The 21,405-nt window shown below is 62.8% G+C and carries 13 protein-coding genes, 2 tRNA genes and 3 rRNA genes (1 of these 18 only partly in view); 15 read left to right on the top strand and 3 right to left on the bottom strand.

The features are described 5' to 3' along the window. From ACW9UL_RS18230 to ACW9UL_RS18195, 8 genes are all read left to right on the top strand, one after another. Nucleotides 1–222, top strand: a 16S ribosomal RNA gene (locus ACW9UL_RS18230) (it extends 1,315 nt beyond the left edge of the window). Nucleotides 223–307: 85 nt separating this feature from the next. Continuing rightward, nucleotides 308–384 (top strand) — tRNA-Ile (locus tag ACW9UL_RS18225). Between the two features lie 22 nt (nt 385–406). Further along, nucleotides 407–482 (top strand) — tRNA-Ala (locus ACW9UL_RS18220). 258 nt (nt 483–740) lie between these two features. After that, nucleotides 741–3,632, top strand: a 23S ribosomal RNA gene (locus ACW9UL_RS18215). Nucleotides 3,633–3,791: 159 nt separating this feature from the next. Then, nucleotides 3,792–3,907, top strand: a 5S ribosomal RNA gene (gene rrf / locus ACW9UL_RS18210). Together the 16S, 23S and 5S rRNA genes with 2 tRNA genes alongside form the textbook arrangement of a ribosomal RNA operon. A gap of 157 nt (nt 3,908–4,064) precedes the next feature. Beyond that, nucleotides 4,065–4,724: a paraquat-inducible protein A gene (locus ACW9UL_RS18205; protein ID WP_457787874.1), complete on the top strand. Its 660-nt coding sequence runs from the start codon at nt 4,065–4,067 to the stop codon at nt 4,722–4,724. After that, complete coding sequence (locus ACW9UL_RS18200) at nt 4,711–5,328, top strand: paraquat-inducible protein A (protein ID WP_031304153.1); 618 nt, start codon at nt 4,711–4,713, stop codon at nt 5,326–5,328. Before ACW9UL_RS18205 ends, ACW9UL_RS18200 begins: the two co-directional genes overlap by 14 nt. Further along, nucleotides 5,321–7,624, top strand: coding sequence for a PqiB family protein (locus ACW9UL_RS18195; RefSeq protein WP_457787873.1), 2,304 nt, complete (start codon nt 5,321–5,323; stop codon nt 7,622–7,624). Before ACW9UL_RS18200 ends, ACW9UL_RS18195 begins: the two co-directional genes overlap by 8 nt. Before the next feature lie 114 nt (nt 7,625–7,738). On the opposite strand, the gene mksF is transcribed toward ACW9UL_RS18195, so the two are convergent. The 3 genes from mksF to mksB form a co-directional block, all read right to left on the bottom strand. Next, nucleotides 7,739–10,570 (bottom strand): Mks condensin complex protein MksF, encoded by a 2,832-nt coding sequence (gene mksF / locus ACW9UL_RS18190; protein WP_457787872.1) that lies wholly within the window; start codon nt 10,568–10,570, stop codon nt 7,739–7,741. Further along, on the bottom strand, nt 10,567–11,259 hold the full coding sequence (mksE, locus tag ACW9UL_RS18185; protein ID WP_457787871.1) for an Mks condensin complex protein MksE: 693 nt from the start codon (nt 11,257–11,259) through the stop codon (nt 10,567–10,569). Before mksE ends, mksF begins: the two co-directional genes overlap by 4 nt. A gap of 89 nt (nt 11,260–11,348) precedes the next feature. Beyond that, nucleotides 11,349–12,590 carry an Mks condensin complex protein MksB gene (mksB, locus tag ACW9UL_RS18180; protein ID WP_021446239.1) on the bottom strand — a complete coding sequence of 414 codons (1,242 nt, stop codon included), beginning with the start codon at nt 12,588–12,590 and terminating at the stop codon, nt 11,349–11,351. A 225-nt stretch (nt 12,591–12,815) separates the two neighbouring features. Here mksB and ACW9UL_RS18175 point away from each other — a divergent pair, with 225 nt between their 5' ends. From ACW9UL_RS18175 to ACW9UL_RS18145, 7 genes are all read left to right on the top strand, one after another. After that, nucleotides 12,816–13,418: a hypothetical protein gene (locus ACW9UL_RS18175; RefSeq protein ID WP_021446240.1), complete on the top strand. Its 603-nt coding sequence runs from the start codon at nt 12,816–12,818 to the stop codon at nt 13,416–13,418. Between the two features lie 185 nt (nt 13,419–13,603). Continuing rightward, a complete protein-coding gene (locus tag ACW9UL_RS18170; protein ID WP_457787870.1) occupies nt 13,604–14,617 on the top strand; it encodes a DUF6160 family protein in 1,014 nt (337 codons plus the stop codon). Between the two features lie 2 nt (nt 14,618–14,619). Next, nucleotides 14,620–15,678 (top strand): hypothetical protein, encoded by a 1,059-nt coding sequence (locus tag ACW9UL_RS18165; protein ID WP_457787869.1) that lies wholly within the window; start codon nt 14,620–14,622, stop codon nt 15,676–15,678. Continuing rightward, a complete protein-coding gene (locus ACW9UL_RS18160) occupies nt 15,665–16,255 on the top strand; it encodes a DUF6160 family protein (protein ID WP_457787868.1) in 591 nt (196 codons plus the stop codon). The genes ACW9UL_RS18165 and ACW9UL_RS18160 overlap by 14 nt, the downstream gene beginning before the upstream one ends. Before the next feature lie 11 nt (nt 16,256–16,266). After that, complete coding sequence (locus ACW9UL_RS18155) at nt 16,267–18,594, top strand: DUF6160 family protein (RefSeq protein ID WP_457787867.1); 2,328 nt, start codon at nt 16,267–16,269, stop codon at nt 18,592–18,594. 245 nt (nt 18,595–18,839) lie between these two features. Beyond that, entirely contained in the window at nt 18,840–19,937 is a 1,098-nt protein-coding gene (locus ACW9UL_RS18150; protein WP_021443895.1) for a carboxynorspermidine decarboxylase, read from the top strand. A gap of 134 nt (nt 19,938–20,071) precedes the next feature. Next, nucleotides 20,072–21,316, top strand: a complete 1,245-nt coding sequence (locus ACW9UL_RS18145) for a saccharopine dehydrogenase family protein (protein WP_457787866.1) — start codon at nt 20,072–20,074, stop codon at nt 21,314–21,316. Nucleotides 21,317–21,405 lie beyond the last annotated feature (89 nt).

The following is a 21,405-nucleotide window of genomic DNA, read 5'->3' as shown; positions in this document are numbered from 1 at the left end:
TCGACTGCGTGAAGTCGGAATCGCTAGTAATCGTGAATCAGAATGTCACGGTGAATACGTTCCCGGGCCTTGTACACACCGCCCGTCACACCATGGGAGTGGGTTGCTCCAGAAGTAGCTAGTCTAACCTTCGGGGGGACGGTTACCACGGAGTGATTCATGACTGGGGTGAAGTCGTAACAAGGTAGCCGTAGGGGAACCTGCGGCTGGATCACCTCCTTAATCGAAGACACCGGCTTTCTCATAAGCTCCCACACGAATTGCTTGATTCATAGTCGAAGACGATGCTGTAACGCGACCCTGTTATAGGTCTGTAGCTCAGTTGGTTAGAGCGCACCCCTGATAAGGGTGAGGTCGGCAGTTCAAATCTGCCCAGACCTACCAATTGCTTGGTGCAGATGATTACGGGGCCATAGCTCAGCTGGGAGAGCGCCTGCTTTGCACGCAGGAGGTCAGCGGTTCGATCCCGCTTGGCTCCACCACTCTCGCGCGTTGCGGTAGCAGAGAAAGAGTTCAGAAATGAGCGCTTCAGGGTTGACCTGGTGAGTGCTGATTTCTGGTCTTTTGACCGGTACGAAAATCGTTCTTTAAAAATTTGGGTATGTGATAGAAGTGACTGATTAATTGCTTTCACTGGCAATTGATCTGGTCAAGGTAAAATTTGTAGTTCTCAAGACGCAAATTTTCGGCGAATGTCGTCTTCACGATTGAGATCGTAACCAGATTGCTTGGGGTTATATGGTCAAGTGAAGAAGCGCATACGGTGGATGCCTTGGCAGTCAGAGGCGATGAAAGACGTGGTAGCCTGCGAAAAGCTTCGGGGAGTCGGCAAACAGACTTTGATCCGGAGATCTCTGAATGGGGGAACCCACCCAGCATAAGCTGGGTATCACACACTGAATACATAGGTGTGTGAGGCGAACCAGGGGAACTGAAACATCTAAGTACCCTGAGGAAAAGAAATCAACCGAGATTCCCTAAGTAGTGGCGAGCGAACGGGGACTAGCCCTTAAGTTGATTTGAGAGTAGCGGAACGCTCTGGAAAGTGCGGCCATAGTGGGTGATAGCCCTGTACGCGAAACTCTCTTGTCAATGAAATCGAGTAGGACGGGGCACGAGAAACCTTGTCTGAATATGGGGGGACCATCCTCCAAGGCTAAATACTACTGACTGACCGATAGTGAACCAGTACCGTGAGGGAAAGGCGAAAAGAACCCCGGAGAGGGGAGTGAAATAGAACCTGAAACCGTATGCGTACAAGCAGTGGGAGCCCACTTTGTTGGGTGACTGCGTACCTTTTGTATAATGGGTCAGCGACTTATATTCAGTGGCGAGCTTAACCGAATAGGGGAGGCGTAGCGAAAGCGAGTCTTAATAGGGCGCTTTAGTCGCTGGGTATAGACCCGAAACCGGGCGATCTATCCATGGGCAGGTTGAAGGTTAGGTAACACTGACTGGAGGACCGAACCGACTACCGTTGAAAAGTTAGCGGATGACCTGTGGATCGGAGTGAAAGGCTAATCAAGCTCGGAGATAGCTGGTTCTCCTCGAAAGCTATTTAGGTAGCGCCTCGTGTATCACTGCTGGGGGTAGAGCACTGTTTCGGCTAGGGGGTCATCCCGACTTACCAAACCGATGCAAACTCCGAATACCGGCAAGTGTCAGCACGGGAGACACACGGCGGGTGCTAACGTCCGTCGTGAAAAGGGAAACAACCCAGACCGTCAGCTAAGGTCCCAAAGTTATGGTTAAGTGGGAAACGATGTGGGAAGGCTTAGACAGCTAGGAGGTTGGCTTAGAAGCAGCCACCCTTTAAAGAAAGCGTAATAGCTCACTAGTCGAGTCGGCCTGCGCGGAAGATGTAACGGGGCTCAAACCATACACCGAAGCTACGGGTTCATCTTAGGATGAGCGGTAGAGGAGCGTTCTGTAAGCCTGTGAAGGTGAGTTGAGAAGCTTGCTGGAGGTATCAGAAGTGCGAATGCTGACATGAGTAACGACAATGCGAGTGAAAAACTCGCACGCCGAAAGACCAAGGTTTCCTGCGCAACGTTAATCGACGCAGGGTTAGTCGGCCCCTAAGGCGAGGCAGAAATGCGTAGTCGATGGGAAACGGGTTAATATTCCCGTACTTCTAGTTACTGCGATGGAGGGACGGAGAAGGCTAGGCCAGCACGGCGTTGGTTGTCCGTGTTTAAGGTGGTAGGCTGGTTTCTTAGGTAAATCCGGGAGATCAAGGCCGAGAGCTGATGACGAGCGTTCTTTTAGAATGCGAAGTGGTTGATGCCATGCTTCCAGGAAAAGCTTCTAAGCTTCAGGTAACTAGGAACCGTACCCCAAACCGACACAGGTGGTTAGGTAGAGAATACCAAGGCGCTTGAGAGAACTCGGGTGAAGGAACTAGGCAAAATGGCACCGTAACTTCGGGAGAAGGTGCGCCGGTGAGGGTGAAGCATTTACTGCGTAAGCCCATGCCGGTCGAAGATACCAGGCCGCTGCGACTGTTTATTAAAAACACAGCACTCTGCAAACACGAAAGTGGACGTATAGGGTGTGACGCCTGCCCGGTGCCGGAAGGTTAATTGATGGGGTTAGCGCAAGCGAAGCTCTTGATCGAAGCCCCGGTAAACGGCGGCCGTAACTATAACGGTCCTAAGGTAGCGAAATTCCTTGTCGGGTAAGTTCCGACCTGCACGAATGGCGTAACGATGGCGGCGCTGTCTCCACCCGAGACTCAGTGAAATTGAAATCGCTGTGAAGATGCAGTGTATCCGCGGCTAGACGGAAAGACCCCGTGAACCTTTACTATAGCTTTGCACTGGACTTTGAGCTTGCTTGTGTAGGATAGGTGGGAGGCTTTGAAGTGGGGACGCCAGTTCTCATGGAGCCATCCTTGAAATACCACCCTGGCAACCTTGAGGTTCTAACTCTGGTCCGTTATCCGGATCGAGGACAGTGTATGGTGGGTAGTTTGACTGGGGCGGTCTCCTCCCAAAGAGTAACGGAGGAGTACGAAGGTGCGCTCAGACCGGTCGGAAATCGGTCGTAGAGTATAAAGGCAAAAGCGCGCTTGACTGCGAGACAGACACGTCGAGCAGGTACGAAAGTAGGTCTTAGTGATCCGGTGGTTCTGTATGGAAGGGCCATCGCTCAACGGATAAAAGGTACTCCGGGGATAACAGGCTGATACCGCCCAAGAGTTCATATCGACGGCGGTGTTTGGCACCTCGATGTCGGCTCATCACATCCTGGGGCTGAAGCCGGTCCCAAGGGTATGGCTGTTCGCCATTTAAAGTGGTACGCGAGCTGGGTTTAGAACGTCGTGAGACAGTTCGGTCCCTATCTGCCGTGGACGTTTGAGATTTGAGAGGGGCTGACCTTAGTACGAGAGGACCGGGTTGGACGAACCTCTGGTGTTCCGGTTGTCACGCCAGTGGCATTGCCGGGTAGCTATGTTCGGAAAAGATAACCGCTGAAAGCATCTAAGCGGGAAACTTGCCTCAAGATGAGATCTCACTGGAGCCTTGAGCTCCCTGAAGGGCCGTCGAAGACTACGACGTTGATAGGTGGGGTGTGTAAGCGCTGTGAGGCGTTGAGCTAACCCATACTAATTGCCCGTGAGGCTTGACCATATAACACCCAAACAATCTGCTCTGAGAGCAGAGGGTGTCGATGGTGAAGTCGACAACAGCCGAAGATTTGCACGAGAGCTACAGGCCCAAAGGCCAAGCCAAACGACTGTCACATACCCAATTCGCTGTAACGGCTAACCCCGCGACAGCAACAAATTGCTTGACGACCATAGAGCGTTGGAACCACCTGATCCCATCCCGAACTCAGCAGTGAAACGACGCATCGCCGATGGTAGTGTGGGGCTTCCCCATGTGAGAGTAGGTCATCGTCAAGCTCCTATACGAAACCCCAGATCGCCAACGCGGTCTGGGGTTTCTTCTTTGTGCGTCGGAAAATCGTGGCACACCTTGTGCCGTAAGAGACGCCGTTCGCCTGTGTATGTCCGTTGCCGTGGCTCGTCTAGAATAGGTCGATATTACCTGGGGGGCTTCATGTCTGATTCGGCTACCGAGCAGCGGCTAATGACGTTTCCGCTGGAGGCGTTGGTCGCTTGCCATGAGTGCGATCTGCTGATGCACAAGCCGAGCTTGAGCGATGGCGAAAGCGCGGCATGCCCGCGCTGTGGCTATGAACTGTTCCGCCACCGGCACCGCGTGGTCAGGCGCAGTCTGGCACTGGTGATCGCGGCCCTGCTGCTCTATGTGCCGGCCAATTTTCTGCCGATCATGCAGCTCAACCTGTTGGGGCAGACCACCGAGGATACAGTCTGGAGTGGCGTTGCAGGGCTCTACGACAGCGGCATGCAGGGCATCGCCCTGGTGGTCTTTCTCTGCAGCATGGCGGTGCCGCTGCTCAAGCTGCTGTGCCAGCTGTTGGTGCTGCTGAGCATTCGCCTGGATTTCGGACGCAGCTATGGTTTGCTGCTCTATCGCATTTATCACCATATGCGCGAATGGGGCATGCTCGAGGTCTATCTGATGGGCATCCTGGTGGCGATAGTCAAGCTGATGGATCTGGCCGACCTGAGCCTCGGTTTGGGATTGTTCTGTTTCGTCGCGCTGCTGCTGGTGCAGGTGTGGCTGGAGGTGACCATGTCGCCACATCAGATCTGGGAAGCCTTGTCCGGGGAGGACATTCATGCGGGCGATTGATGCGGGATTGCTGATTTGCCATGAGTGCCATCAGCTCAACCCCGTCGACCCAGACGTCAAGCACCAGTACTGCAGTCGCTGCGGTGCGCAGGTGCATGCGCGCAGGCCCGACAGTCTGGCACGCACCTGGGCGTTGCTGCTGACCGCGGCGATTCTCTATATCCCGGCCAACCTGCTGCCGATCATGACAGTCAACAGCCTGGGCAAGGGGGCACCGTCGACCATCATGGGCGGGGTGATCGAGCTGATCCAGTACGACATGCTGCCGATTGCTGCGGTGGTGTTCGTCGCCAGTATCCTGGTGCCGACCTTCAAGCTGGTCGGCATCGCCTTGCTGCTGTACTCGGTGCAACGTCATCAGCCGATGTCGGCGCGCCAGCGCATTCTCATGTATCGCTTCATCGAGTGGATCGGCCGCTGGTCGATGCTGGATATCTTCGTCATCGCCATCCTGGTCGCGCTGGTGAACTTCGGCAGCCTGGCCAGCATCGAGCCGAATGCCGGTGCCGCCGCCTTCGCCAGCGTGGTGATTCTGACCATGCTCGCCGCCCTGACATTCGACCCCCGCCTGATCTGGGACAACACGGAACCTGACCATGACTGATCTGCCAACGGCCAAGACTCGACCGGCTTCCAACTGGTCTGCCATTTGGGTGTTGCCCCTGCTCGCCCTGGCGATAGGGGCCTGGTTGGCCTGGCGCGCCTATTCGCAAGCCGGCATCGAGATTCAGGTGCTGTTCGAGAACGGCTCCGGTATCCAGGTCGGCAAGACCGAGGTGATCTACAAGGGCATCGCCATCGGCAAGGTCACCGAACTGGCGCTCGATCGCAGCGGCGAGCGGCGCGGGGTGATCGCCACGCTGGAGATGGACAAGGACACCGAGCCCCATCTGCTCAGCGGCACGCGCTTCTGGCTGGTCAAGCCCAGCGTCACCCTGGCCGGGATTACCGGGCTGGAGACCCTGGTGTCCGGCAACTACATCGCCGTCAGCCCGGGGGAGGGCGAGCCGGCGCGCAAGTACACCGCGCTGCCCGAGGCGCCGCCGCTGGCGGACGACGTGCCCGGTCTGCACCTGACCCTGCATGCCGAACGCCTCGGCTCCTTGAGCAAGGACAGTCCGGTGTTCTACAAGCAGATCCAGGTCGGTCGGGTGAAGAGCTACGTGTTGGGCGCGGATCAGAGCACGGTCGAGGTGAAGCTGTTCATCGAGCCGCAGTACGCCAGCCTGGTACGCAAGCACACGCGCTTCTGGAACGCCAGCGGTGTGTCCATCGACGCCGGCCTGACCGGGGTCAAGCTGCGTACCGAGTCGCTGGCCAGCATAGTCGCCGGTGGTATCGCCTTCGCCACGCCGGAGCACCGTAAGGACAGTCCGGCCACCGATCCGAGCATTCCCTTCCGCCTCTACGAGGACTACGACGCGGCGCAGGCCGGTATCCGCGTCGCGCTGAAGCTACACGACTTCGAAGGCCTGGAGCCGGGACGCACGCCGGTGATGTACAAGGGCATCCAGGTCGGCCACATGAAGACCTTCAAGGTCGATGCCGACCTGGGCGGCGCCCAGGTGGAGCTGATGCTCGACCCGCGTACCGAGGACTACCTGGTCGAGGGCACCGATTTCTGGGTGGTCCGACCGTCGATCTCGCTGGCCGGCATCACCGGTCTGGAGGCGCTGGTCAAGGGCAACTACATCGCCATCCGTCCCGGCGAAAGCGGCAATCCGCCGCTGCGCGAGTTCGTGGCGCGGCCCAAGGCGCCGCCGCTGGATCTGGGCGCGCCGGGGCTGCACCTGGTGCTGTTCAGCGACAACCTGGGGTCCATGGAGGTGGGCAGTCCGATCCTCTACCGGCAGATCAAGGTGGGTTCGGTGCAGAGCTTCCAGTTGTCGCGCGACGACCGCCAGGTGGTGCTGGGCGTGCACATCGAGCCGGAGTACAGCCATCTGGTCAACTCCTCGACCCGCTTCTGGAATGCCAGCGGTATCACCCTCAAGGGCGGGCTGTCGGGGGTGGAGGTGAAGAGCGAGTCGCTGCAGACCCTGCTGGCCGGCGGCATCGCCTTCGAGACCCCCGAGCCGCAGGCGGCCAGGAGCGACCGGCGGGTGCAGCGTTTCAACCTATACGCCGATCGCGACAGCGCCCTGCAACCTGGGCAACCGATCAGCATCCGGGTCGCCAATGGCGACGGCCTGCAGCCCGGCACGGCGATTCGCTACAAGGGCCTGGAGGTCGGCAAGGTGGAGAGCATGAGCCTCACCGACGACCTGCAGGCCGTGGTGCTGGGCGTGCGCATCACCGAGGCCGCCGAGCGTATCGCCCGCGAGGGCACGCAGTTCTGGGTGATCAAGCCGGAACTGAGTCTGACCCGCGCCGCCAACCTGGGTACCCTGGTCAGCGGTCAGTATCTGGAAGTGCAGCCGGCAGCCAAGCCGGGCGCGCGGCGGCTGGAGTTCACCGCATTGGGCAGCCCGCCCAGTCAGACTGCGCGTGAAGAGGGCCTGCGTCTGGTGCTCAGCGCAGCGCGGCGCGGCTCGATCAAGCCCGGCGTACTGGTCAGCTATCGTGAGATCCCGGTGGGCAAGGTGGTGAACTTCGAACTGGGGCCGACCTCGGATCGGGTGCTGATCCATGTGCTGATCGAGCCGCGTTATGCACCGCTGGTGCGCAGCGGCAGCCGCTTCTGGAATGCCAGCGGCATCGGTGTGGATGCCGGGCTGTTCAAGGGCGTCAAGGTGCGTACCGAGTCGCTGGAGGCGCTGATCGAGGGCGGTATCGCCTTCGCCACGCCGAACAACCCGGAAATGGGCGGGCCGGCGCAGCCGGGGCAGACCTTTGCGCTGTTCGATGAGCCCGAGGACGGCTGGATGCAGTGGGCGCCGAAGATCGTGCTGGAGCAGTGAGCAAACCATAGAAATGAAAAAGGCCGCATCGAGCGGCCTTTTTCATTGGGCTTATGAAAGCTCGCGGCTGAAGCCGCTCCTACGGTCGTGTGAACCTTGGGAGGGGCTTGAGCTTCAAGCCGGCTCGACCGCTTCTTCCAGCTGCGGCGCCTGCACCTTGGCACTTTCGCGGGGCTTGATGAACTTCCAGTCCGCCTCGTCGATATAGATGCCGTTGGGGCCGCTGCCGCCTTCCAGGTCGATGGCCACGTGGGCCGAGACCTGCGGCTTGACCGAGGCCAGGATCGGCACGAAGCCGAGCTGCAGGCTGGTCTCGATCAGCGCCTGCTGGTTGCGTTCGTCGATGTCCGCCGCCTCGTCGAGGTAGTAGGGCAGGCGCACGCGCCCGGCCTGCTCGCGATCCATCAGGTGCAGCAACAGGTACATGTTGGTCAGCGCCTTGATGGTCATGGTGGTGCCGTTGCTTGCTGCGCCATCGATGTCGGTGTGGATGATTGGCTGACCATGCACCTTGGTGATTTCGAAGGCCAGTTCGAACAGATCCTTCAGGCCGAGCTGGTTGCCGTTGGCCGCCACCAGGCGCGACAGGTAGTCCTTGGCCTCCTCGTTCTTGGCGTCCTGATCGGTCGATTGTGATAGGTCGAATACCGACAGGGTCTCGCCTTCCTCGTACTGGCCGGCGCTGTGGATGATCTGGTCGATATGGCGCAGGGCTTCCTTGTTCGGCGCCAGGACGATGCGGAAGCTCTGCAGGTTGGAGACCTGGCGCTTGTTGATCTCGCGGTTGAACAGCGCCAGCTGGTGTTCCAGGTTGTCGTAGTCGCTGCGGATATTGCGCAGGGTACGGGCGATGTCGGTGACCGCCGCACGTCTGGCCTTCGCCAGAGTGAGGGCTTCGTCCTGGCGGTGGGCGTAGGCGTTGACCAGCAGTTGCAGACGGCGCTCGACATCGTCTTCGCTGTCGAACTTGGCCACGCCCTTCAGACGCACCTGGGCGTAGAGCGCCTCGATCTGGCCGTCGATGCGCTGCAGCGCCTGCCAGGTGTCCTGGTAGTCGTTGAGCAGCGGCAGCAGGTTGTCCAGCGAGTCGTCCACTGGCTCCATAAATGGCGTGCCGAACGGCAGGTCGGCGGGCAGCAACTGGCGACGGCGCAGGGTGTCTTCCAGGGTGCGCTCCTTGGCTTCCAGATCGGCCAGTTGGCGGCCGACCAGCTGCAGCTTGGCGGACAGCTGCTGCACACGCTCGGCGAAGGCATCGCTGGCGCGCTTGAGTTCGTCCTGCGCGCCTTCCAGCTCGGCCAGGCGCTCCAGCTTCTGCGCCTCCTCGGCGGCCAGGGTCTGGCTCTTGCGGAAGTCTTCCAGCGCTTTCTGTGCGTCCAGCACGGCCTGGTACAGCGTCTCGGTCTGGGCCTTGCTGGCGGCGCGGTCGGCGGCTACCGACTGCTGGGTCTTGAGCTGCTTGAGCTCGCGCTCCAGACGATCCTTCTGATCGCGCAGGGCGGCGCGGTCGGCCAGCGCCTGCAGCGCAGGTGGTTCGATATGGCTGAGGTCGATGGACAGGCCCGGCACGGCGAAGGTGTCGCCCTTGAAGCGGCCCAGCACGGCCTCGACGGCCTTGACCCAGTCGTCGCCGTCGGCCTGGATGCCTTTCTCGCCCAGCGGCAAGCTGAACAGCTGACCGTTGAACAGGCGCATCAGGCGGTCGACGTCCTGCTGGCTGAATTCCTCGCGCAGGCGCGAGTAGCTGTTGTTGTCGGCGTGGTCGAGTTGCTGCTTGACCGACTTGAGGCGTTTTTCCAGGTCGCGCAGGCGCTCGTCCAGGTCTTCGCTGGAGAACTGCCGCGACTGCGCCAGGGCGCCGGCCAGTTCGTCGTGGGCGTCCTTGGCGGCGAGCAGCTGCTCCTCCAGCACCTTGGCGTTTTCCACCAGGGCGAAGCGGTTCTTCAGCACCGCCAGCTCGCCCAGCCAGCGCTGGATTTCGCTGATCTCGCGCTCCAGGCGCATCAGCTCGGTCGTGCCGCCGCGCTGCTCGTTCTGCAGGCCGTCCTGCTCGTTGCGGTAGTGCTCGGCCTGGATCACCAGCTCTTCCTTGCGCGCATCGGCGTAGTCGTGCCAGGTGCCCAGCAGGTTGTCGAGCAGCGGCGAGAGGCGATGCAGCTTGCCGCGCAGCACTTCGCGCTGGGTCACGCCCGAGGCCAGGGCTTCGATCAAGGGGCCGGCGGTGACCAGCGCCTGGTAGTCCTGCTCCATGCGGCGCACGTCGCGGAAGGCTTCTTCGGTCGCGGCGATATAGTCGACGCTACCCGAACGCAGGCTGTGCTCGAAGGCATCGAGGAACAGCTGCTTGAGCTTCGCCGCTGTGATCTCCCTCATATGCAGGAGGTTGATAAACAGCGCGCGGAAGGTCTTCAAGCTCTGCTCGCTGGTCGAGCGCAGCGGAATCAGGGTCAGGTCCAGCGGGATGCTGGTGTGACCGCCGACCAGCAGGCGACGCAGTTCGTCGGGCTTGAGTTCGTAGGCGGTGATGCCGGCCTGGCCAAGGTTCTTGAACAGTTCGCGCTGGCGCAGGCAGGTGCCGTTCTGCTGGTAGTGCTCTAGGTCCAGCTCGCCGGCGTAGGCGAAGAACTGGTGGCCGAAGCCGCCACCCGGGCCGCGACCGGCCACGCCGATCACGTGCGGGCCATGGGGCAGGGCGACTTCGACGAGGATGTAGCTGGTGTCGCTGGCGAAGTAGAACTTGCGCGAGGCTTCCAGGCTGTACTTGCCGAAGCTCATGTCCGACATGCGCGCCAGGATGGGGAACTGCAGGGCGTTGATCGAGGCGGATTTGCCCAGGTTGTTGGCGCCGTAGACCGACAGCGGGTTTTCCAGCGGGAACAGGCCGAGGCTGTAGCCGGCGGTGTTCAGCAGGGCGAAGCGGCGGATGCCGTAGCGTTCCTGGCTCATGCGTCCATCTCCTGTGCGGCGCGTACGTCGGCCATGGCGCGGGCCAGGGCGTCTTCCTCGGATTCTTCGGCGTCGATGGCATCAACCACCTCGGCATCGCCGTCATCGTCCAGCAACACCGGCGCCGGCAGCGGCAGGTCGCTGCTGTGCAGGCTGGCGGCCAGGTCGCGGTCGTGCTGCACCGACAGGCAGACGTCGAGGAAGCGGTGCATCGGCGGCAGGAAGCGATACACGCCGTTGCTGTCCTCGGCGAAGCCGAGCTGGATGAGGCGGCGGATGATCTTGTCTTCCAGCTCCTCGAAGGTGGTCACCTCGGCTTGCAGGAACAGGTCGCGGTACTTGTCCAGCAGCGCCGGCAGCTCGTCACGGCCGATGCTGCCGCCGTCGAGCACGCTCAATGGGTCGCGGCCCTGGTCAGCGAGATGCTCCACGAGGATAAAGGTGAACAGCGCCAGGCGTTGGGCGGTCTTGTTCACCTGCGGCGCGACCTGCTCGGGGACGAAGTAGTAGAAGCCGCGCGGGTCGCACACCAACTCGAAACCGAGGGCGCGGAACAGCGCGCGGTACTGGTCCTGCAGGCTGGACAGCTGGGCGTAGCACTCCGGCTCGCTGCGCGAGATGTGGTAGCCCTTGAACAGGTCGCGGAAGGCGGCCGCGAGCTGGGTCATTTCTTTTAGATCGATGTTCATGGCAATCCGTTGGCTAGTGGAGCCGAGTAGGGTGCGCTGTGCGCACCGGGTCGTCGGTTATGGTGTGCACAGCGCACCCTACGGGCAGCTCAGGCATTGGGCTGGCCTACCAGGGCATAGGAGCTGAGGCTGACCTCGTGCTCGCGGGTCAGGTACTGGCGGCGTTCCAGACGCTCGCGCTGGAACCGCGACTCGCGCGACAGGCGCGAGAACCAGTAGAGCAGCTCGTCGGTGGCGCCTTCCGGTTCCTGTTCCAGCAGCCAGGCCATCAGGTCCGGCAGTGGCAGCGCCTGTTCGCAGCGCTCGATCATTTCCCGCGCGGTCTTCGGCGCCTTGGGCGCGCCGCCTTTGCGGCTGCCGCTGGCCTTGGGAAAATGCGCCGGCTTGGCTTCGAAGCGGGCCAGGGCGTAGACGTAGGCTTCGACCTGGCTGGCCGAACCCAGGAAGTTGCTCTGCGGCCGGGTGAACAGCGGCATGGCCGCCTGCGGCACGGCGTCTATGCCCTTCTTGCGGATCACCGACAGCGCCAGCGCCGCGCCACGGGTCACGGCGTTGTGCCGGCGGGCTTCCTCGCGCAGCGGCAGCAGCAGTTCGCGGGCCTTGCGCAGGGTCAGCTGGGCGGTGGTCTGCATTTCCAGGATGCGCGCGTGGGTGCGCAGCAGCAGGTCGTCGTCGACCAGTTGGCCGAGGCGCTGCTGGTCGCCGAGCAGGCGCAGCAGCACCTGCTCGACCCGGCGCACGCCCTGTTCGAAGGCGCCGTCGGCGGCGACCAGCTGGATCATCGGCTCGACGTATTCGTCCCAGGTGGCCAGCACCTCGGCGTAGCGCTGGCGCAGGGGAATCTGCCGGTCGCTGGTCTTGGCCCGGTCGGCCACACCGACCAGCGCCTGTTCGTCGTTGGCCAGCTTCTTCAGCACGTCGCGCACGCGCATATCGAGCAGACGCAACTGACGCGCCAGGTCGTTGGCATCGCGCACTTCGAAGGCGTCCTGGATATAGCCGGCCAGGCGCTCCAGGTGGCGCAGGTAGGCTTCGATCTCCAGGCACAGGCCGAGGCGGTGCTCGCGGCGCAGGTAGGCGAGAAAATCGTGGATCTGCGCGTTGAGCTCGAAACGGTTGGGGCTCTTGGCCACCGGCACCAGGATGTCCAGGCGAATCCAGGTGTCGAGCAGGGCGGTGGTGTCGCTGGGCGTGGCGTCGGGCAACTGCGCGGCGAGCTGGCCGCGCAGCTCCACCAGGCTCAGGGTGCCGGCGTCGAAACGCTCGCAGAGCGGTTCGAGCAACGTCCAGTGTTCGGCGAGGGCGCGCAATACGCGCTTGGGATCGATCATCGAGGCGCCGGGTCCAGGCAAGTGAAAAGAGGCGATTGTACTGCAAGGCGGGTGCCGGGTTTGAGCGCGAGGCGATCAGAGGCAGGTGACGCGTTGCGGCACATTGGGACGCGGTGGGCCCGGATGGGCCGGGCAAGTCCTTGATATGGGTGGAAAAAGCGCTGTCTGGCGGCTGGCGCACTTTCTGCAAAGAGCTGCGCGTAGCCTTGCCGCCAGAGTTCGCCCATGCCCGCCACCGCTCTGAGTATCGACGCCTGTTGGCAAGAGTTGCAGCACCAGCGCGACCTGGACTGGGAGCTGGACGCCATCACCGACCGCAGCGAGGCCATCGCCTTTCTCAAGCGCTTCGAAAACCGCCTGTGCATCTATTCCAGCTACGTGGAAAAGCTCTACAGCAACTACAGCTTCGTGGTGCCGCAGGAGGCGGGCAGCATCACCATCCTGCCGGACGAGCTGGCCTGGCACGACACCTTCCACGATATCCCGGCCGACGCCGTGGAAGCCACCGGGGTGCATATCCTGCCGGGCGAGGCGGTGGGCGAGACCGGGCTGTACCTCAAGGTGCCGGGCGAGTTTCGCCTGGTGGCCTCGCGCGAGCTGCCGTTCCAGGACGGCCTGCGCCTGCTGATCGAGCGTTACCGCGCACGCGGCGAGCATTTCCTGCCGGTGCTGGTGAAGGGCGATCTGCGCGAGTACGAGGCGCGCATGCCGTCGCTGCACCTGCACCGAATCAACCCGCACAAGCTGGCGCACTGCTCGCAGCTGAGCATCGACGCCATCCGCGGCACTATTGCCGAGCACTTGCTGGCGTTGTTCCGGCAGGGCTGACGGGCGGGTGTTACGCCGCTGTTGCCGGCGGTAACACCGCCGCCCTGATCGCGCCGCGGCAGGCGGCTATTTGACGTCCTTTTCTCGACTATGGGTCGGGCCGTCCTGGCGCAGGCGTCCATATAGTGGCCATAAGGGTTCGAGTCGGAGCGCTCGACCGCCACCATAAGAAAAGGGGTTCCGCCATGCGCCAGTCCTGCCGTTTCGCCAAACATGCTCTGGCGTTGCTGTGCGCCTCGCTGCTGGTCGCGCCGGTGGCTCAGGCCAAGCTGGAGGAGCTGGCGGACGACGAGTTGTCGGCCATCACCGGGCAGGCGTTTATCAACCTCACCACCGACACCGCCGGGCAGGTCAACTACACCCGGGTCAACTTCGGCCTCAAGGTGGACACCCAGCTCAATATCAAGAAGCTGGAATTGGGCGGCTATCCGCGCGCGGGCGAGACCCGCGCCTCGGACATCCTGATCAACAACTTCGCCTTGGGTACGGTCGGTCCCAACGATACGATCAACCCGTTCCAGATCGTCGATCCCTACCTGGAGCTGGCCTACGAGGGCAATCAGGTGGTCGGCGTGCGCATCGGCTTCGGCGAGGCCAAAGGCGTGCTGTCCGGGGATATCTCGCACCTGACCGGCAAGATCGCGGTGGACCTGGAGGGCAAGGCCAAACCCCTGCTGGACAAGGCCAACTTCTTCCAGTGGCTGCTGCTGAGCGCCACGGTGAACGAAAACTCCACGGTCAAGGCCGAGGCAGAGCTGGTCAATAACGGCGTTCCCGACTCCGTCCGCACCGATCAGGCCGGCCTGAAGAACGGCTCGTCGGTGCAGTGCGTGGCCAATTGCAACATTCTGGGCGGGTTGCTCGACGCCTTCCCCTCGCAGGGCTGTCAGATCATCGGCATCACCACCTGCTTCAACCTCAGCCAGTTCCAGTCGCTCAACGTCGGCAACGTCAATGCCCCGGGCATGGATCAGGCCGCCAAGGGGGTGTTCATTTCCCTGCAGCTCAAGGACATGCAATGGCGCGACATGGACACCTCCGAGCTGATCAATACCGTGGCCGGCGCCTTCCTCAATATTCCCAAGTACCGCGACGCCAACGGCAACCTGGTGGCGGGCATCAAGTTCGACTTCGACCAGGCGTTGAACGGCATCCCGCGGCAGGACACCTGCCTGGGTAGTGCCATGAAGGGGTGCTGACGATGAAACGCTGCCTGTTGCTGCTCACCTGCATGTCGAGCTGGTCGCTGGCCGTCGCCATGGAACCGCTGAGCGATCAGGAACTCTCCGACGTGCAGGGCGCCGGTCTGGGCTTCGTGCTGGATCAGGTGCTGCTGGATGGCTCCGGCGCGCAGATCGTGATCAACGACATCACCAACGATCAGGGGCAGAACGTCCCCATTTCGTTGAAGAACCTCTACCTGGGCGCCGCCGGCAGCAACAAGGGCAGCAATCTCAACCCGGTGACCATCGGCAGCCTCGACCATCCCTTCGAGCTGGAACTGGCCAAGGGCGAGGAGCTGCGCGCCCTGCGCGACGACGGTCAGTGGGTGCAGACCACGCCCAGCAATGTCGCCGTGCTGTCGTTCAACTTCCCCGAGCGGCTGACCGCCGGCGGCAACCCCTGTATCGCCAGTTACGCCGGCGCCGGCTCCAACTGCTCGACCGGTGCCAGCGGGCGCGCCGATCTGGGCATGCGCTTCGACTTCCAGGTGGCGGCCGGACGCACCGAGATGCTCGCCCTGGACTTCCACCAACTGGTGATGGACGGCTCCTACCTGCGCCTGTGGGGCGACCCCGGACAGAACGGCAACGGCGAGCTGGTCGGCGAGGCGCGGGTGAATATCTTCGCCAAGACCCTGGAGATCATGTCCTGCGCCCAGGCCAACTGCGATACCGCCGGCGAGACCGCCGCCCAGCGCGGCGCGCGCACCCTCTATATCACCAACGGCTACGCCAATATCGCCCTGGGCTACGGCAAGTCGCAGCCGTTGCGCCTGCGCTCCAGCGCCGACGGCCAGTTCGTGCTGGAACTGCAGAACCCTACCGCCGCTGGTACCAGCGCGGCACAACGCCAGGCCCTGGCAACCGATTTCTACGCCAACGCACCGCGCACCAATCTGGTGTTCGAGAACCTGACCGTCGGCGGCACGCGCAGCAGCCCCACCGCGATTCCCACCGGCGGCTACAACTTCGGGCGCAACGAGATTTCCGGGCTGAGCTTCAACTACCTCAAGGTGAGCAGCTATGACCTGCGCTAGTCGAAGCATGGCGTTGCTGGCGCTGCTGCCGGCGCTGGCCCTGGCCGAACTGCAGCCGCTGGACGACAGCGCCCTCCGCCAGATGAGCGGGCAGGGCGGGGTCTACCTGTCCGGCGAGTTCAGCATCAACAAGGACGGCGGCGTGCTCTGGGATACCCCGGCGAGCAACGACCCGGCGCTGTGGACGGCCAACCAGCGCAGCTGCGCCCTGGCCGGCGCAGCCAGCCCGGAGAGCTGCGGCCTGCGCCTGGCGATTCGTTCCGGCGCCAATGCCGGCTGGTACGTGCTGGACAACCTCAAGGGCATCTTCAGCTTCGAGGGCCTGACCCTCGACACCCGCACCCTGACCGGCGCGAGCGGCGAGCAGGAGGTGCTGGCGCTCGGCCTGCCCAACGAAATCCGCTTCAAGGACGGCAACTTCGCCTTTGGCGTGGCCAGCCAGGGCGGCTGGAAGAACAAGGCGCTGAGTGCCGCCAACGGCGGCGACCCCAGCTATCAGCAGACCAATATCTTCTCGGCCAAGATCGACGGCAGCATCCGCATGCAGGGCAGCGTGCTGATCTTCCCGACCAATTGAGGAGCCGCATCATGCAGCGTCACGCTTGGCTTTCAGCGCTCCTGCTGGGCAGCTCGCCGGTCTGGGCCATGCAGGCGCTGGACGACGACAGCCTGGCTGGCGTCAGCGGCCAGGGCGGCATCAGCATCGAAACCAGCGGCGGCGGCTGGTCGGCGGGCAGCGTCGAGTACCGCGACGACGGCCAGAGCCTGCGCCTGGAAGGCGTCTCCAGTCGCCCGCAGCAAGCCGGCAGCAGCTCGACCACGCAGCTCGACGTGGTCGGCGAGCGGTTGCAGATCGAGCATCAGGGCCGGCCCAACGAACTGGCGATCAGCAATGTTGGCTTCGCCGGCAGCGACAAGAGCTTCGGCGCCTTCCGCGCGTTCTATACCCTGGGCGCCAGCCTCAAGCTGCGTGGCGGCGGCGCCAGCGGGGTTGCCGGTTTCAGCCTCGACGACAGCCGCCTGAGCCTGGATGCGGTGACCTTCTACTACCGCGACAACGGCCTCGACCTGATCGTGCGCGACCTGTCCTTCGACACCTATTTGAACAACGCCTATCTGGACATAGTCGGCGGCGGCGACGGTTCGGCGATCCGCCTCGACCTGGGCGACTCGCGCTTCGTCGGCCATATCGGCGCGATCAACCTCGACCTGGCCCACGGCGACCCCGTGGCCGGTGTCGCGGTCACCCCGGGCGCGCCGGATACGCGGCACCCCGAGCACGCGCGCAGCTTCGGCCAGCTGGACATGGACCTGCGCCTGGGCGGCAGCATCCGCATCGCCGGCGGCGGCGCCACTGGTGAGGGGCTGCGCCTGATCCCGCAGATCACCATTGCCAACAGCCTGTTTCAGTACCGGGACGACGGCGTGCTGCGCGCGGAGAACTTCGCCGGCGTGCTCAGCAGCCAGAACGGCATCACCCTCGACCTGGGCGAGGACGGCAGCGGCCGCTATGCGCAACTGGCCTTTCAGGACCTCAAGCTCAACGCCAGCCTCGGCGGCCTGATCATCGGCAACCCGAGCAACCAGAAGATCGGCAGCCTGGCCCTGGACCTCAATTTCCAGGACCAGGGCGCACGGCAGAACTGGTTCAGGCTGCGCCCTGGCGGCGATCCCAATTCCGGGCTCAAGGGCATCAGCGCCGATCTGTCGTGGAACATGGTCAGCAGCTCGGTCTCGCTCACCGATAACGGCAACAGCCTGTGGTTCAGCGGCCTGCGCACCCATGGCAGCGGCCAGCTCAGCCTGGATCTGACCAAGAGCTGCGCCGGCGGCGTCAGCGCCGGCTGCTACGCCGGCAGCGCCAATACCCAGCCGGGCAGCGGCGGCTACGACGGCCACTTCGACGGCCTGCGCCTGGGCCTGAAGAATGTGGTCGGCAGCTACAGCTTCGACGGCCTGCGCGTCGGCACGGCCGATGCGCCGCTGCAGGGCGGCACCGAACTGCTGGTGCTGCTGGAAATCTTCCCGGCCTACGATTTCACCCTCAACGGCCAGCTGACCATCCGCCCCGGCGGCGCCAGCGGCGACGGCCTGCGCTACAACGCCGACTTCCTGATCAGCGACGCCAACGCGGCGATCACCGTCGACGAAAGCGGCAAGGGCCTGTGGCTGTCCGGTACGCGCTACGACATGCACTTTCGCGACGGTTCGCTGGACGTGACCCAGGACGGCGTGCAACTGAACAAGGGCACCTACTGGTCGACCCTGGACGTAGGCGACCTGCGCTGGGGCGACCGCCATAGCGGCCACAGCCTCGGCCGCATCGTGCTGCGCCGCTACGAGCAGGGCTCCACCCTCAGCCTCAGCTCCGGCGGCGCCGGCGCGCTGTGCGTCGGCGGCAGCGGTGCCAATGCCTCGGCCTGCTCGGCCAGCGGCGGGCGCTGGGAGGACCGCGGAAACGAGGGCCTGACCGCCGGGCTGAAGAACGTCTTCGTCCGCGACACCTCGGGCAACCCGGCGGGCAGCGTCTCGACCAGCGAGAAGCGCAATCAGCTGATCATCGAGACCGATCGGGTAAACGGGGTCAACGGCAGCGGCGCGCAGCTGGTGGTGGACAACTTCCACACCTCCGACGCTAATCCGGCCGACGCCAATGCCAACAGCTACGGCGTGCGCGTCGACCTCAACCTCGACGTGGCACCGACCAAGGTCTGCGACAAGGGCGCCAGCGGCTGCCCGCCGGTGACGCCCGACCCGCTGGGCTTCGCCGTCAACGGCCGGGTGCACTTCAAGGAGATCAACATCGACCGCATCCAGAACGTCCACCCCACCGGCGGCGCGGTCACCTCCATGTACGGCATGAAGCTGCAGAACGCCGATATCCGCGCCAACCTGACCGCCACGCCGATCAACTGAAGGCCGGCGGTCACGCCCCTGTCATGGCAGGCCCGTAGGGTGTGCAATGCGCACCGAGGCTTCGTACACCCCGGCGCGCACGGCGCCCCCTGCATTGGCTTCTGCCGAAGCAACCGGTAATCGCCCGTTGTACAAAAAATCTCCAATGCCCTTTCGATATTTGTCGGTAATCGGCACAATTCGCGTCCACTTTTTTCTGGGGGGTCGCAAGGCCCTTCATCGGCCGACCTTGCGGGGGCTACGAGATGATCCAAACGCCGTACTACCTCATCGACAAACAGAAGCTTCTGGTCAACCTGGAGAAGATCGCCTATGTGCGCGAGAACTCCGGGGCCAAGGCGCTGCTGGCGCTGAAATGCTTCGCCACCTGGTCGGTGTTCGACCTGATGCAGCAGTACATGGACGGCACCACCTCGTCCTCGCTCTACGAGCTCAAGCTCGGCCGGCAGAAGTTCGCCGGCGAGACCCACGCCTACAGCGTGGCCTGGGCCGACGACGAGATCGAAGAGATGGTCGCCAACTGCGACAAGATCATCTTCAACTCCATCGGCCAGCTCGAGCGCTTCGCCGCGGCCACCGAAGGCACCATCCGCGGCCTGCGGGTCAATCCGCAGGTGAGCAGCTCCGACTACCTGCTGGCCGACCCGGCGCGCCCGTTCAGCCGCCTCGGTGAGTGGGACCCGGAAAAGATCGCCAAGGTCATGGGGCAGATTTCCGGCTTCATGTTCCATAACAACTGCGAGAACGCCAGCTTCGAGCTGTTCGACCAGATGCTGACCCGCATCGAGGAGCGCTTCGGCCACCTGATCGCCCAGGTCGAGTGGGTCAGCCTCGGCGGCGGCATCCACTTCACCGGCGAGGGTTACCCGATCGATGCCTTCTGCGCGCGGCTGAAAGCCTTCTCGGAAAAATACGGTGTGCAGGTGTATCTGGAGCCGGGCGAAGCGGCGATCACCCTCAGCGCCTCGCTGGAGGTGACCGTGCTCGACACCCTGTACAACGGCAAGCACTTGGCGGTGGTCGACAGCTCCATCGAAGCGCACATGCTCGACCTCTTGATCTACCGCCTCAACGCCAAGATGGCGCCGAACGACGGCGAACACAGCTACATGGTCTGCGGCAAATCCTGCCTGGCCGGCGACATCTTCGGCGAATACCAGTTCGACAAGCCGCTGCAGATCGGCGATCGCCTGTCGTTCATCGACGCGGCGGGTTACACCATGGTCAAGAAGAACTGGTTCAACGGCCTGAAGATGCCGTCCATCGTGGTGAAACAACTCGACGGTAGCGTCGAAGTGGTGCGCCAGTTCGAGTTCGACGACTACCTGTCGAGCCTCAGCTGACAGGTTCAAGTCACGTAGGGTGGACGACGCTTCATCCGTCCACCATTTGCCAAGCGATGGTGGATGAAAAGAGCGTCATCCACCCTACGATTCATCAAACGCTTTCAATAACGCAGTACTAGGAGGTGGAACAATTGAAGAAGAATGTCCTGATCATTGGTGCAGGAGGTGTTGCCAAGGTGGTGGCCCATAAGTGCGCGCAACACAATGACGAGTTAGGTCGCATTGCAATTGCGTCGCGCAACATCTCCAAATGCCAGGCCATCATCGACAGCGTGCAGGCCAAGGGCGGTCTCAAGCAGCCCGGCGAGATCAAGGCCTATGCGCTGAACGCCCTGGACGTGGAAGCGACCAAGGCACTGATCCGCGAAACCGAATCGCAGATCGTCATCAACGTCGGTTCGGCGTTCCTCAACATGTCCGTGCTGCGCGCCTGTATCGACACCGGCGTCGCCTACCTGGACACCGCCATCCACGAAGATCCGAGCAAGATCTGTGAAACCCCGCCGTGGTACGGCAACTACGAGTGGAAGCACCTGGCCGAATGCCAGGAGAAAGGCGTGACCGCCATCCTCGGCGTCGGCTTCGACCCGGGCGTGGTCAACTCCTATGCCGCTCTGGCGCAACAACAGTACTTCGACAAGATCGAGTCGATCGACATCCTCGACGTCAACGCCGGTTCGCACGGCAAGTACTTCGCCACCAATTTCGACCCGGAAATCAATTTCCGCGAATTCACCGGCACGGTCTACAGCTGGCAGAACAGCCAGTGGGTGAGCAACCGCATGTTCGAAGTCAAACGCACCGACGATCTGCCGGTGGTGGGCGAGCAGAACCTGTACCTGACCGGCCATGACGAGGTGCACTCGCTGTCCAAGCACCTCGACGTACCGAACGTGCGCTTCTGGATGAGCTTCGGCGACCACTACATCAACGTGTTCACCGTGCTGAAGAACCTCGGCCTGCTCTCCGAGCAGCCGGTCAAGACCGCTGAAGGTCTCGAAGTGGTACCGCTGAAAGTGGTCAAGGCCGTGCTGCCCGATCCCGCCTCGCTGGCGCCGGGCTACAGCGGCAAGACCTGCATCGGCGACCTGGTCAAGGGCACCAAGGATGGCCAGCCGCGCGAGCTGTTCATCTACAACGTCGCCGACCACGAAGAAGCCTTCGCCGAGACCGACAGCCAGGGCATCTCCTACACCGCCGGTGTGCCGCCGGTCGCCGCCGCCCTGCTGGTGGCGCGTGGCGAGTGGGATGCACAGCGCATGGTCAACGTCGAGGAGCTGCCGGCCGAGCCCTTCCTCAAGCTGCTGGACGTGATGGGCCTGCCCACCCGCATCAAGGACGAGCACGGCGACCGTCCCTGGGATCAGCCGCTCTGATTTGCTGCGCCTAGCGCACAGGATCGGCAAACGCCCGCCACTTGGCGGGCGTTTTGTTTTCCACCGTTACCATCGGCGTGCACTGCCCC

This window comes from Pseudomonas sp. PL-6, from assembly GCF_054110165.1.
This window is presented reverse-complemented; position numbering and strand designations above follow the sequence as displayed.